Source organism: Streptosporangium sp. NPDC006007, assembly GCF_040614315.1.
GTDB lineage: Bacteria > Actinomycetota > Actinomycetes > Streptosporangiales > Streptosporangiaceae > Streptosporangium.
This window is the reverse complement of the sequence record NZ_JBEXUG010000022.1, coordinates 1-13,309: the sequence shown is the minus strand read 5'-3', so window position 1 is coordinate 13,309 and position 13,309 is coordinate 1. Positions and strand designations below refer to the sequence as shown.

At 71.3% G+C, this 13,309-nt stretch carries 9 protein-coding genes and 2 CRISPR repeat arrays; of the genes, 6 read left to right on the top strand and 3 right to left on the bottom strand.

The window, feature by feature from the left end:
* Positions 1-24: 24 nt before the first annotated feature.
* The 3 genes from ABZ194_RS18320 to fxlM are packed head-to-tail and all read left to right on the top strand — an operon-like array spanning position 25 to position 5,455.
* Entirely contained in the window at positions 25-3,036 is a 3,012-nt protein-coding gene (locus ABZ194_RS18320; RefSeq protein ID WP_355597643.1) for a lantibiotic dehydratase, read from the top strand.
* Entirely contained in the window at positions 3,033-4,214 is a 1,182-nt protein-coding gene (locus tag ABZ194_RS18315) for a lanthionine synthetase C family protein (RefSeq protein ID WP_355597641.1), read from the top strand. Before ABZ194_RS18320 ends, ABZ194_RS18315 begins: the two co-directional genes overlap by 4 nt.
* Before the next feature lie 35 nt (positions 4,215-4,249).
* Positions 4,250-5,455: a methyltransferase, FxLD system gene (fxlM, locus tag ABZ194_RS18310; RefSeq protein WP_355597639.1), complete on the top strand. Its 1,206-nt coding sequence runs from the start codon at positions 4,250-4,252 to the stop codon at positions 5,453-5,455.
* Between the two features lie 64 nt (positions 5,456-5,519).
* Positions 5,520-8,869: a CRISPR direct-repeat array (repeat unit 29 nt; unit sequence GGGACCATCCCCGCGTGCGCGGGGAGCAC).
* 470 nt (positions 8,870-9,339) lie between these two features.
* Here fxlM and ABZ194_RS18305 read toward each other — a convergent pair.
* From ABZ194_RS18305 to ABZ194_RS18295, 3 genes are all read right to left on the bottom strand, one after another.
* A complete protein-coding gene (locus ABZ194_RS18305) occupies positions 9,340-9,585 on the bottom strand; it encodes a BldC family transcriptional regulator (RefSeq protein WP_355597637.1) in 246 nt (81 codons plus the stop codon).
* A 370-nt stretch (positions 9,586-9,955) separates the two neighbouring features.
* Complete coding sequence (locus ABZ194_RS18300) at positions 9,956-10,417, bottom strand: hypothetical protein (RefSeq protein WP_355597635.1); 462 nt, start codon at positions 10,415-10,417, stop codon at positions 9,956-9,958.
* A complete protein-coding gene (locus ABZ194_RS18295; protein WP_355597633.1) occupies positions 10,414-10,629 on the bottom strand; it encodes a hypothetical protein in 216 nt (71 codons plus the stop codon). Before ABZ194_RS18295 ends, ABZ194_RS18300 begins: the two co-directional genes overlap by 4 nt.
* Before the next feature lie 809 nt (positions 10,630-11,438).
* Here ABZ194_RS18295 and ABZ194_RS18290 point away from each other — a divergent pair.
* The 3 genes from ABZ194_RS18290 (at position 11,439) to ABZ194_RS18280 (ending at position 12,876) form a co-directional block, all read left to right on the top strand.
* Positions 11,439-11,714 (top strand): GntR family transcriptional regulator, encoded by a 276-nt coding sequence (locus ABZ194_RS18290; protein ID WP_355597631.1) that lies wholly within the window; start codon positions 11,439-11,441, stop codon positions 11,712-11,714.
* A gap of 126 nt (positions 11,715-11,840) precedes the next feature.
* On the top strand, positions 11,841-12,689 hold the full coding sequence (locus tag ABZ194_RS18285) for a helix-turn-helix transcriptional regulator (protein WP_355597629.1): 849 nt from the start codon (positions 11,841-11,843) through the stop codon (positions 12,687-12,689).
* Positions 12,673-12,876: a DUF397 domain-containing protein gene (locus tag ABZ194_RS18280; protein ID WP_355597627.1), complete on the top strand. Its 204-nt coding sequence runs from the start codon at positions 12,673-12,675 to the stop codon at positions 12,874-12,876. The genes ABZ194_RS18285 and ABZ194_RS18280 overlap by 17 nt, the downstream gene beginning before the upstream one ends.
* A 105-nt stretch (positions 12,877-12,981) precedes the next feature.
* Positions 12,982-13,193: direct repeats of the CRISPR family, unit length 29 nt; unit sequence GGGACCATCCCCGCGTGCGCGGGGAGCAC.
* Positions 13,194-13,309 lie beyond the last annotated feature (116 nt).

Genomic DNA, 13,309 nt, shown 5'->3' with positions numbered 1-13,309 from the left:
CGGGTCCCCACAGCGGAGGAACGGATGAACGCCCGCTCGCTCTACCAGCACTCCGGTATGGCCCTCCTGCGGGCTGCCGCCACCCCACTGACCGGTGTCCCCGACCGGTGGCCGGACCCGGCCGACGCGGCATCGTGCCGCGCCTGGCTGGAGGAGGTCTGGTCCAGCGCGGACTTCGCCGCCGCGATCCACGAGGCCAGCACCAGCCTGGCGGAGCGTATCGACGCCATCGCGGCCGGCCGACCGACAAAGCCCAAGCAGATCCGCCGGGCCGCCGTCGCCACCGCCCGATACCTCCTGCGGGCCACCGGACGCCCCACCCCGTTCGGCCTGTTCGCCGGAGTCGCCCCCACCGCCACCGGAACCACCCCGGACGTCCGGTGGGGCACCGGGCACCGGCTCGTCGCCCGCGTCGACAGCGAGTGGCTGTCCGCCGTCATCGGCACCCTGGAGGCCGACCGCGACCTACTGGAACGCCTCGACGTGGTATTCAACAATCTCGCCACCCAGCGCGGCGGCCGTCTTCAGATCCCTCAGGGCGGCCCGAACCGGGTGAGCATCCGCCGCACGAGCGTGATCCGCTTCGTGCAGGACACCGCATTCGTCCCGGTACGGTTCGCCGCCGTGGCCGACAAGCTCGCCCAGACCGCCGGCGTGGAGCGGGGCAAGGCCACCGGCCTGCTGGCCGAACTCGTCCGGCGGGGATTCCTGATCACCGCTCTCCGTGCTCCGCTCACCGTCACCGACCCGCTCGCGCACCTCCTCGGCCGGCTCCAACAAGCCGGCGCCACGACGCTCCCAGCCGCCGTGCCGGTATTGGCGGAGCTCGCCGCGATCTACGCCGACCTGCACCGGCACAACCACGCCGATCCGGGCAGCGATCTGGCGGGCGAGCGCGAGGCAATCCGCAAGCAGATGCACCACCTGGCGACGGACGGGCGGACGCCGCTGGCTCTGGACCTGGTCCTCGACTGCGACGCCCGGCTGCCCAGCGCCGTGCTCGGGGAGTTGGAGCGGGCCGCAGACGCGCTGCTGCGGCTGACCCGACAGCCGACCGGCGACAAGGTCTGGCGGAACTACCACTCGGCGTTCTGGGAGCGATACAGCACCGGAACACTGGTCCCGCTCCCCGAACTCCTCGACCCCGCCACCGGACTCGGCTACCCGGCCGAGTACCCCGGCAGCACGATGACGCCGCCCACGCGGGGACCGAACGAGCGCGACGAGCGGCTGCTCGCCCTGGCCTGGCAGGCGCTCGCCGACGGTAGCCGGGAGATCGCTCTCACCGACGAGACGATCGACACCCTGGCCGGTGCCCAGACCTTCGACGCCCGGCACATCGCGCCGCACGTCGAGATCTCCGCCCGTGTCCACGCCACCGGCCGCGACGCGCTCCGCTGCGGTGAGTACAGTCTCACGGTGGCCCCGGCCCGCGCCGCCGGAACGCTGACCTCACGCTTCTCCGTCACCGCCACCGGCGCCGGCCTCGCCGAGGTCTACCGGGGAGTGCCCACCCTGATCGAAGGGGCCCTGGCCGCGCAGTTGTCCTTCCCCCCGCTGTATCCGCATTCGGAGAACGTCACCCGTATCCCCGCCTACCTGCCGCACGTCATCGCGCTCGGCGAGCACCGGCCTACGGACGACGGGGCGGAGGTCATCGCGGTGGACGACCTCGCGGTCACCGCGACCCGCGACCGCCTATACCTGGTCAGCATGTCCCGGCGTCGGATCGTCGAGCCTCAGGTGTTTCACGCGCTGGCACTGGACAAGCAGGCGCCGCCGATCGCCCGGTTCCTCGCCCACCTCACACGGGCCTTCTCTCCGTCCTGGACCGGCTTCGACTGGGGCCCGCACGCCCGAGCCCTGCCCTACTTGCCCCGCGTCCGCTACGGCCGCACCATCCTGGCCCCGGCCCGCTGGCTCCTCACCCCGGCCGACCTGACCGACCTGACCGGGTGGCGGCGTCGCTGGCAGTGTCCTGGTGTGGTGGAACTACGCGACGACGACCGCACTCTGCGGCTCACCTTGGACGAGCCGCTGCACGCTGCCATTCTCGCCGCCCACCTCCAGCAGGCCGGGCAAGCCTTTCTCACCGAGACGGCCGCCGCCGAGGACTTCGGCTGGCTGGACGGGCACGCGCACGAGATCGCCCTCCCGCTCGCGCGCCCGGGGCCCGGTGCCCCGTCGCCGCTGGCCGGGCCGTTGCCGAGGATCGATACCCGCACCCACGGCATCTTGCCTGGCATCCCGGCCGGCCGCTGGTTGAACGCGAAGATCTCCTCCCACCCGGAGCGGTTCACCGAAATCATCACCGTCCACCTGCCCCAGCTCCTCGCCTCCCTCGACCAGCCGCCGTGCTGGTTCGTCCGCTACCGCAGTCCGAACGAGAGCGACCACCTTCGCCTGCGACTGCGCGTCATGGACGGTGGGCACGCCGAGGCCGCGGAAGTGGTCGGCCGATGGGCCCAGCATCTGAGGGACGGCGGCCTGGCCGGTGGCCTGGCCTTCGACACGTATGCTCCGGAGATCGGCCGCTACGGCACCGGCCGGGCACTGGAGGCCGCCGAGAAGGTGTTCGCAGCCGACTCCCGCTTGGTGATCGTCCAACTGCGGAACCTGCCGCCGTCCGCCGTCCACCCGAGCGCGCTGGCCGCGCTCAACATGGTGCACATCACCGAAGCCTTCCTCTCACCCGGCACCGGCACGGACTGGCTGGCTACCCGGCCCGTCGCACCGGCCATGGCGGACCGGGCCGTCGCCGATCAGGTCGTCCCGCTGGTTCGGTTCGGCTCGCACACCGACCTGCCGGGCTGGACGGCCGAGGTCGCCGCTGCTTGGCAGGACCGCGCGAAGGCCCTGGCCGCCTACCGGCGGACCCTACCCGCCGACGCCGATACGGACGCCGTGCTGGAGTCTCTGCTGCACATGCACCACAACCGGGCCGTCGGCCTCGCCCCGAACGGTGAGAAGATCTGCCGCCACCTGGCCCGGCAGGCCGCCCGCGCCCGCCATGCCGCGATCGGCGGCGGGCGGTGAACCCGGCACAGCAGCCGCCGGCGGCCGAGCCGGAGCCCGGATGGGGTCAGGCCATGGCCGACGGCGCTCCCGGAACGGCGCTGGAGCACATCGAGTACGCCCGCTCCGGCACCATCCCCTGGGCGGACGCCCATCGGTGGGCAGCGGCGATGACCCGCCGACCGGTCACCGCGCTGCCCGACGACTGCCTGTTCCGAGGCGCCCCGGCCGTCGCGTTCGTCCTCAACGCGGCCCAGCACCCCTCCTACGGGCGGGCCTTGGCCGCCCTCGACCCGCACGTCGACCACGTCACCCGCACCCGCCTGGAACGCGCCCACGCCCGCATCGACGCCGAACAACTGCCCGAGCTGCGGGAGTGGGACCTAATCAGCGGGCTGACCGGCCTCGGCGCCTATCAACTGGCCCGCCACGGTGACACCTCCCTGCTGCGGGACATCCTTGCCTACCTGATCCGCCTCACCGAACCGGTCACCGTGGACTGCGCTCCGCTGCCCGGATGGTGGTGCGCAGGTGGCCCGGCCGACCTTCTCAGCAGGCACTGGCCCGGCGGGCACGCCAACCTCGGCCTGGCCCACGGCATTTGCGGGCCCCTGGCGCTACTGTCGACCGCGATGAGACACGGCATCAGCGTGCCCGGCCAGGCCGACACGATCGCCTGGATCTGCACCTGGCTGGATCAGCGGCGCCGGGGCGGCGGGACGCGATCCTGGTGGCCGGGTACACTCTCACGGGCCGAGTGGAAGGCCGGTGCGGTCAGTCAGCGCGGCCCGCAGCGGCCGTCCTGGTGCTACGGCACCCCCGGCCAGGCCCGAGCCCAGCAACTCGCCGGCCTCGCCCTCGACGACTCCGCCCGCCAGCAGCTCGCCGAAGACGCCCTGGCCGGGTGTGTCAGCGATCCGGCCCAGATGTTCGACCTCACCGACGCCACGCTGTGTCACGGCTGGGCCGGCCTTCTGCTGACCACCTGGCGGGTCGCCGCCGACGCCCGTGATGACCGCCTCACCTGCCGGCTGCCCCGGCTGCGGGCACTGATGGACCGCTACCTGCACGACGGTGGCCAGCCGGAGAACGCCGGGCTGCTGGAAGGCACGGCCGGGCTCCGGCTCGCCCAGCACACCACTTCTGTGACCACCCCGCCCGCCTCTCGTTGGGACGCCTGCCTGCTTCTGGCCGGCTGACCGCGAACCGCCTCGCCACGGAAGGACACCACCCGATGAGCACCGCCACCCCTCCCTCGCCGAAGACGCTGCGGAACCGCATGGTCGACACCATCGCGGCGACCCACCCGCTCACGGCGGAGGTCGAGGACGCCTTGCGGACGGTTCCCCGGCACGAGTTCGTGCCCGACGTCACCGCCGAGCAGGCGTACGCCGACCAGAGCGTCACCATCAAGCCCAACCCGGCCGGCGGTCTGCCGCTCAGCTGTGCCTCGGTGCCGTCGCTGGTCGCCGACATGCTGGTGTGGCTGCGGGCCCAGCCAGGCGACACCGTCGTGGAGATCGGCGCGGGCACCGGCTACAACGCAGCCCTGCTGGCCCGCCTGGTCGGTCCGGGCGGCAAGGTCGTCACCATCGACATCGACCAGGACGTGACCGCGCACGCCCGCAAGACGCTGGAGGCCACCGGCAACACCGCCGTCACCGTGCTGACCCGCGACGGCGCCCTCGGTGCTCCCGAACACGGTCACCCCGCCCGGATGATCGTCACCGTCGGCGCCTGGGACATCCCCGCCGCCTGGTGGGACCAGCTGGAGCCCGGCGCTCGCCTCGTCGTCCCGCTCAGCTGGCGTGGCCAGGCCCGCTGCCTCGGCCTCGACCGCCAGGCCGGCAAGATGGTCTCCGACGTGGTCGAGCTGTGCGGCTTCGTCCCGATGCTCGGCCAGGATGGCGAACGCACCGCCGCCATCGACGCCGATGGGCTGGTCACCTTGCACTTCGACGCCGACCAGCCCATCGATCCCGCCGCCCTGCACGGCACCCTCGACCAGCCGAGGACCCAGGTCGCCTCCGGCGTGACCATCCGCGGTGACGAGTCCTTCGACGGCGTCTGGCTCCGGCTGACCGCCACAGACCCGGCCACCTGCCGCATCGCCGCCGACCGCGCCGCCGTCGACAACGGCCGATGCAAGCCCGCCATCCCCAGCCGCAGCCCCGCCTTGGCCGAAGGCGACTCCCTCGCCTACCTCACCCTGACCCGCCGCGAGATCGAAGGCTCCGTCCGCTTCGAGCTCGGCGCCACCGGCCACGGCCCGGCCGGCCGGCACCTCGCCGACCGCATGTGCGACCAGATCCGCCTATGGGACAAGGCCCGGGGCGCCCGGCCCACCATCACGCTCCACCCTGCGGGGATGCCGGATGGCAAGATCGGCGGCGGGTACGTCATCAACAAGCCCGGCGTCCGGATGGTCATCGCCTACTGACGGGCCTCGCCGCTCGGCGGCCACTCCACCAGCACCGTGGGGTGTATCCGGGCGTGCCCCCGTTGGGGCCATCCCCGCGTGCGCGGGGAGCACAGGCGAAGAGCTACTTCACGAAACCCGGGTACGGGACCATCCCCGCGTGCGCGGGGAGCACTCAAACACGGGTCCACGCTGAGCAGCCGTCGAGGGACCATCCCCGCGTGCGCGGGGAGCACACGCCGAGCATCCCGGCGTAGGCCAGGCCCCGGGGACCATCCCCGCGTGCGCGGGGAGCACGGCCGACGTCTACTTCAGGCGTATCACCAGCCGGGACCATCCCCGCGTGCGCGGGGAGCACGTCCTTGGCCAACTCCTTCTCGGCGTCGGACAGGGACCATCCCCGCGTGCGCGGGGAGCACGGTGGAGCTGCTCCGACAGCGGGTGCGTATCCAGGGACCATCCCCGCGTGCGCGGGGAGCACGAGCCGGTCGACGGTCCCGTCCGGGGGGATGAGGGACCATCCCCGCGTGCGCGGGGAGCACGTGGGTTTGGCTTGAGGTGCCGGGTGGAGCGGGGGACCATCCCCGCGTGCGCGGGGAGCACACCATCCGCTCGGCCCGCTCCAGCAACGGAAGGGGACCATCCCCGCGTGCGCGGGGAGCACCGCGCCGAACGTGCCCCGGCTTGACGATCAGGGGGACCATCCCCGCGTGCGCGGGGAGCACGTGGCCAGTCGAGTTCACCATTCGCGCGGGAGGGGACCATCCCCGCGTGCGCGGGGAGCACACCGGCAACTGTTGCACGAAGTACCGGCAACAGGGACCATCCCCGCGTGCGCGGGGAGCACGGGAGCACAGCGGAGGACGCGGAGCTGGGCCGGGGACCATCCCCGCGTGCGCGGGGAGCACGCGACCAGCATGTGGGAATTTTTCGACCAGGAGGGACCATCCCCGCGTGCGCGGGGAGCACCGCGCGATCGGCGTACGGACCCTGGCCCGGGCGGGACCATCCCCGCGTGCGCGGGGAGCACGGTACCGGAGTCCGCGAAGCTGGCGAAGCTGCAGGGACCATCCCCGCGTGCGCGGGGAGCACGGCTCACCGCTACCGCGTTCGGATGGTCAGGGGGGACCATCCCCGCGTGCGCGGGGAGCACTTCGCCCAGGAGGACAACCGCCTAGAGCAGGCGGGACCATCCCCGCGTGCGCGGGGAGCACGGGACCGCGAGACCGAAGGTGGGGTCGACCATGGGACCATCCCCGCGTGCGCGGGGAGCACGGCATGGGCGGCATCGTGGGCACCCTGCTGATCGGACCATCCCCGCGTGCGCGGGGAGCACAGATGGGGCAGGCCGACAACACTGAGCGGCTCAGGACCATCCCCGCGTGCGCGGGGAGCACGGCATGGGCGGCATCGTGGGCACCCTGCTGATCGGACCATCCCCGCGTGCGCGGGGAGCACAACCAGATGGTGGCGTTCGCCGGCACCCGCACGGGACCATCCCCGCGTGCGCGGGGAGCACCGAAGGGGCCGAGATACTGCGTGGCGGTCGTGAGGACCATCCCCGCGTGCGCGGGGAGCACTGGCCCGCAGCTGCTCTACGGTGGCCCGCGGCCGGCCGTGCCGCCCGCGGTTGTGGACGGGACCATCCCCGCGTGCGCGGGGAGCACTACCGCTCGTCGAAGAACGAGGCAGTGTCCCTGGGACCATCCCCGCGTGCGCGGGGAGCACGGCGAGTCGCCCGACGAGTTGCCGGGGGAGTTGGGACCATCCCCGCGTGCGCGGGGAGCACGCGCGCGCGGGATTGCGCTTGGTCGGGTCCGAGGGACCATCCCCGCGTGCGCGGGGAGCACGATGAAGCGCGCGTCGCGTCTGTTCTTGAGCCGGGACCATCCCCGCGTGCGCGGGGAGCACGCGACCGGCATGTGGACCTTCTTCGCCTCCGAGGGACCATCCCCGCGTGCGCGGGGAGCACGAGTGCGACGGCATGCCGGTGATGGAGGAGCCGGGACCATCCCCGCGTGCGCGGGGAGCACCCCGCCGAGCTGCCGAGCGGCTGGCCGTAGTCGGGACCATCCCCGCGTGCGCGGGGAGCACAAACATCAGCGGCGCGAACGTGACCAACGTCTAGGACCATCCCCGCGTGCGCGGGGAGCACGCCGCACTGGGGGAGCTGGCCGTCCTCCCCGCGGGACCATCCCCGCGTGCGCGGGGAGCACCCGTCGGCCGCGAACGACGCCAATGCGCCCTGGGGACCATCCCCGCGTGCGCGGGGAGCACTGGCGGACGACCCGCACCCACTCGCCGCGGCGGGGACCATCCCCGCGTGCGCGGGGAGCACGCGTACCAACTCTGATTTCCGGGGGTGGTCCCGGGACCATCCCCGCGTGCGCGGGGAGCACCCGGGCGTCGAGGGGCGTCGGGCGAGCTTCGTGGGACCATCCCCGCGTGCGCGGGGAGCACGCCGACGACGGCACCCTCTGGGGCCTCGTCGCGGGACCATCCCCGCGTGCGCGGGGAGCACTCTCGCTGGCGACTTCAGCGGCGGCACGGTCAGGGACCATCCCCGCGTGCGCGGGGAGCACCGTTACAGGGTGAACGGCCCCGCCCTGCGCGCGGGACCATCCCCGCGTGCGCGGGGAGCACCCGGTGAGGACGTTTCGCACCACGCGGGCCGTGGGACCATCCCCGCGTGCGCGGGGAGCACACGATCGGCGGCGTCCGCGGGGCCCCGGCCGTGGACCATCCCCGCGTGCGCGGGGAGCACGGGGAACTGGGCGAGCACGATCGCCACCGGCAGGGACCATCCCCGCGTGCGCGGGGAGCACGGGGGTTTACACGTGGCCAGATGCCTGCTACCGGGACCATCCCCGCGTGCGCGGGGAGCACGCTCATGCCGCACCGTCCGTGTGGTGGTGGCCGGGACCATCCCCGCGTGCGCGGGGAGCACCCTGGAGGAGTGAGAGGCGATGTCCGGCCCGTGGGACCATCCCCGCGTGCGCGGGGAGCACTCAAAGGTGATCGTCCCGTTCGTGTCAGGTTTGGGACCATCCCCGCGTGCGCGGGGAGCACTGTGCGTCTGGTGCAGCCGCGACATCGTGGCCGGGACCATCCCCGCGTGCGCGGGGAGCACCATCGAGCGGTCCCGGATCGCCCATTCGGTGGCGGACCATCCCCGCGTGCGCGGGGAGCACATCTCGCGGGCGGTTGTCGGCGTTGGGATCCGGGGACCATCCCCGCGTGCGCGGGGAGCACTGCACGATGAAGTCGGTTCCGTGGAGGGGGGCGGGACCATCCCCGCGTGCGCGGGGAGCACCAGTTCTCCTGGTCGGCCCAGGCCCGGCCTTCGGGACCATCCCCGCGTGCGCGGGGAGCACTAGGGGAACAAGTGCGCACGGTCGACGTGAAGGGGACCATCCCCGCGTGCGCGGGGAGCACTCTGCTTGACCTGCGGCGTTGTCGGCGGTGAGCTCGAAATTCGAGCACTTTCGAAGGATCGGACATTTCGGGCGCCACCGGATTTGTTGTCTCCACGTCCCACAGCAGAGTAGTCCACGCCTGTTGCGGGACGTGCTCGACGCAGCCCGCGCCTACTGACTCCAGTACGGCGGCCTGCCCGTCTACGGCGCCACGGTACGGATCACCCCTGGGCGGGACGGTCCATCTGCGGCGCGGCTGGTGGACGGCCACCCTCGGGTAACCGACGGATCCCTCGGGGCGTCCCTGTGGACCACCCCCCGCGTGCGCGGAGAGGCGGGGAGCACGACCGCGACCTGGACTGCGTGAGCGGGAACCGCTCAGACAGGGGGTGGTGCTCGGACGGCCCGTGGTGTCCGGACGGTTCGCGGAGCGCGTCGTCACGAGCCGTCCGGGGTTGGAGGGGCCGCCTCGGGGGGGGGGGCTTGTTGCTACTCGTCGCGTTTCTGGGTGCTGTCTGCCAGGAGTGCGAGGACTTCGTTCTTGCGGTAGCGGCGGTGGCCGCCGAGGGTGCGGACGGACGCCAGCTTGCCCGCCAGGGCCCAGCGGTTGACGGTCTTGGGGTCGACGCGGAACATCAGGGCGACCTCGGCGGGGGTGAGTAGCGGCTCGAACCGGGGCGGGGGAGTGGGGATGAGGGTGGCGCCGTCGCCACCGAAAATCTTGATGCCTCTCATGGGGGAATCTCTCCTGGTGGGGGTCGGGGGACTACTGGCGGAAGCGGTCGAGGATCTCGGCGTGTATGGCGTGTATGGCGTGTATGGCGAGTGCGGCGGTCGGGAGTTCGGGCGTGCCGCGGCCGACGGAGTGTCCAGTACGGATCTCCTGACGACGGATAGCCGGGCGGGGGGATGCCCGGCCAGGAGGCGGTCCGGCCGGGCGTTCGGGGGGTGCGCCGGCCGGACGGGGGGTGTGGTCCGGCCGGCGCGGGTAGTCCCTCCTCCTGCGAGGGGGACCACGTCGGTGTGCGGCCGGGCCCCCTCCTGCCCGGGCCGCACGTTCAGGGGCGCGACGGCGGGGACGGCATTCGCCCGCCGTCGCGCCGGTCTATGCCGCGTCCCGGTAGGGGTGGCGGGGGTGGTGTGGCGCGGCGGCGGCTGCCGGGGAAGGGACGCCGCCGCGCCTGTTCGGGGGAGGCGGGGACGCCAAGGGTGCCGGGGGTATCGGGGGTGCCGAAACGGCCGGGGCGGTCGGGGGCACCGACGCGGCCGGGATGGTGAGGGGGGTCTCGCGGCGGACGGTCACAGCCATGACCGCCTCGTACATCCGCCTCTCCAGGTCCTCGGCGTCGGCGGCCTCGATCATCAGCGGTTCGGAGACCGGCCAGGCGGCCAGGGCGTAGAAGCGGCGGCTGCCGACGCCGTACAACACGATCCAGCTCGGCCAGGTGCGGGCGAGCCGTTCGGCTTCGGCGCGGGCCGGCCCGTCCCACAGGCGGCGATGCACCGTCGTGGCGGGTTGCCCGATGAGATGCCGACCCGGCGCACGTCTCGCGCGCCGCCCGATCATGAGGCCACCTGCTCGGCGATCTCTTCCTGCCGCTTCACGGCCGCCTCGATCTCGGCGAGGGTGTCGGCGTCCAGCTCCGAATTGGCTCCGGCGCGCATCGCCTCGATGGGGAACCGGGTCTGACGGAAGGCCCAGAACCGGCCTCTGTCACTGATGATCAACCGCCAGCCGGGGATCGCGCCTGCGGCGGGTGGGGGGCTACCATTCTGCATGAATCGGACCTCCGATGTCCGGTTATGGACCCGCTCCGACGATGCAACCGTCGGGCGGGTCCGCTTTATGAGGTGGGAGGAAAGTCGTCGGGGCGCCGTCGGGGCGGCTCTGGTCGCGCCGGGGTGCGGGGCGCTCGTGCGGGTGCCGGGTGCTGGCCGTCGCTGCGGCCGGGTGGGTCTGGTGGCCGCCGGCGGTCTGCCGGGCCGGGGGAGGGCTCGGGGTGTCCGTTTGGGCAGCGGCGGCCGGGTAGGAGGTACGGCGGGCGGAGCCTGCCGGGGAATCTCCGGAGCGGCGGCGGGCTCGGGGCGGCGCTGGGCGGGAATCAGCGGGACGACCTCGCCGGGCGCGACGTCGGTGGGTGGCCTGAAGCGGGGCAGATGGGCTGGGCCGCCGTGGCGGCGGGCCTCCAGGCGGGCGTTCATCAGTTCCCCGGACGGCTGGACGTAGTCGTGATCGGCCAGGGAGCCGGGACAGCCATGCGCGTAGGGGGCATGCCCGCACAGGGCGCACCCCATCGGCAGAGGTATGGCGGCGGCGAAACAACCACAGCCGTCCCGGATCGGAGCGTTCCGGTCCAGAACCAGAGCACTAGGGTTGGTCATGTTCAGGAACCACACTTCCTGATCGGGGCCTGTCCGAGCGTGTGCAGCGTTCGGGCAGGCCGTTCTATCCCGGCAGTATTTGATCTTCAGGTGCGTTTGTGCAGCTCAAAGGGGTTACTGTGTCCTGCACGTTCACGGTCTAGCAGTCCTTTGCGTGGACGGTCGTGACTCTTCAAACTAGAGCTTCGCTGTTTACGGTCTTCCCTATGATCAATCAGGGGGAGTGGGTTTGGGAGGAGGGGACGGCGCGGTGGAGGCAGCTTTACGCCGTCCTCAGAGATCGCATCGAGTCCGGCGTGTACCCATCTCGGCGGCTGATACCGAGCCTGATTCAGATGGAGGAAGAGTTTGGCCTGGCGCGGAACACTGTCCGCAAGGCTCTTGTCCGACTCGCTCGTGAAGGTTACGTGCGTCCTGAGCAGGGAGTGGGTACCGTCGTGCGGCCTCAGGAGGAGTGGAAACCTGAGACGGGCGAGGAGTGACGCGATGGTCGGCCTCGCTGTCATGGTCATCCTTTCTCGGGGGCACCTCACATCATGAGTGTGCGCTGCGCACATGCGCAAGCGCCACGCATGGAATTCTTTGAGAGAGGAAGCCACACTTACGTCATGGTTCTGAAGAGTCCAACCATCCGGCATCGCCGCCTTGGTCGGGAGCTGCGACGGCTTCGGGAGGAAGCGGGTTTGACGCCTGAGCGGGCAGCCCAGCATCTCGGCTGGAGCCGCTCCAAGCTCAACCGGATCGAGATCGCGCGGATCAAGGTGACCCCCTCCGACGTCGCCAACGCTTGCGATCTGTACGGTGCCGACTCGGACACCAAGACGATGTTGATTCAGCTTGGCCGTGAGATAGGCCACCGAGGATGGTGGGCTGCTTACAGCGATGTACTAGCCGGGACATATGTAAGCCTGGAGGCCGACGCTGCTGTTATCCGTACGTGGGAGCCGCTGCTTATCCCGGGATTACTGCAAACCGAGGGATACGCCCAAGCGATCATCAGTGGTGGACGGCCTGGCCTGGATGAAGCCGAGTTGCGGCGGCGTGTATCTGCGCGAATGCAGCGGAAGGTCACGCTGCTGGGTTCGGCGTCGACTCTCCATGTGCTGATGGATGAGATCGCTCTTCGGCGCCCGATCGGGGGCGCCAGCATCATGATCGAACAGCTCGACGACCTCATTCAGGTGTCTGGTTGGCCCACTGTCACGGTCCGGGTGCTCCCACTGACCGTAGGCTCACATGCGGGGCTGGACGGTTCCTTCTCGGTGTTCTCCTTCGACGAGGGAGATCCGGATGTCGCCTATACCGGAGGAGCTGCTGGCGAGGCATACCTGGAAGATTCCTCTCAGGTGCGTGACCTTACGCTGGGTTTTGAGCGCCTCAGTCAAATGGCGCTATCCCCCGAGGAATCCGTGGCGCTCATCGCTGCGGCAAGGAGCGATCATGAACAAGACCCCTGATCTGTCCGGCGCAGAGTTCCGTAAGTCGAGCTTTAGCGGAGCTCACGACAACTGTGTGGAGGTGGCCACGAACCTGCCGGGCCTCGTCGCCGTCCGTGACAGTAAGGACCCTTCTGGTCCGGCACTGGTCTTCTCCCTGGTCGCTTGGAGCGACTTCTTGGCGAGCGTCCGCAACGGGGACCTCTGACCGGAGCGGAACAATGAGCCGTGCGACCGTGCACCTGGGAAGGTGGTCGGCCGCGTGGCCCTTTGTCCTCTGCGATTCGGATGATGAAACGGTAGCCCATGATGCTGGACCATCCCCGCGTGCGCGGGGAGCACCTGACCGCCCCCGGCGACGTCGTCGAGCTGATGGGACCATCCCCGCGTGCGCGGGGAGCACATCCCGCCGGTCGTGTAGTTCATGAAGATGAAGGGACCATCCCCGCGTGCGCGGGGAGCACTGGGCGTCGTAGCGTGGGGGTGTCGCGTCGTCGGGACCATCCCCGCGTGCGCGGGGAGCACCTTTCCTGGCATCACAGCCTCCTAGTACGGCAGCCGCCATTTGCTTCGTGAGCTGGGATGATGTGCGTCAGGTCGATGCGATCTTGTGATGACAATCCCGTGCAACGAGAGCAGCC

Excerpts from the sequence above, each read along its gene's own strand:
- ABZ194_RS18305 (WP_355597637.1), bottom strand. The coding sequence starts at position 9,585 with ATGAGAGGCATCAAGATTTTCGGTGGCGACGGCGCCACCCTCATCCCC.
- fxlM (WP_355597639.1), top strand. The coding sequence starts at position 4,250 with ATGAGCACCGCCACCCCTCCCTCGCCGAAGACGCTGCGGAACCGCATG.
- ABZ194_RS18295 (WP_355597633.1), bottom strand. The coding sequence starts at position 10,629 with ATGCAGAATGGTAGCCCCCCACCCGCCGCAGGCGCGATCCCCGGCTGG.
- ABZ194_RS18285 (WP_355597629.1), top strand. The coding sequence starts at position 11,841 with ATGGTTCTGAAGAGTCCAACCATCCGGCATCGCCGCCTTGGTCGGGAG.
- ABZ194_RS18320 (WP_355597643.1), top strand. The coding sequence starts at position 25 with ATGAACGCCCGCTCGCTCTACCAGCACTCCGGTATGGCCCTCCTGCGG.
- ABZ194_RS18300 (WP_355597635.1), bottom strand. The coding sequence starts at position 10,417 with ATGATCGGGCGGCGCGCGAGACGTGCGCCGGGTCGGCATCTCATCGGG.
- ABZ194_RS18290 (WP_355597631.1), top strand. The coding sequence starts at position 11,439 with ATGATCAATCAGGGGGAGTGGGTTTGGGAGGAGGGGACGGCGCGGTGG.
- ABZ194_RS18280 (WP_355597627.1), top strand. The coding sequence starts at position 12,673 with ATGAACAAGACCCCTGATCTGTCCGGCGCAGAGTTCCGTAAGTCGAGC.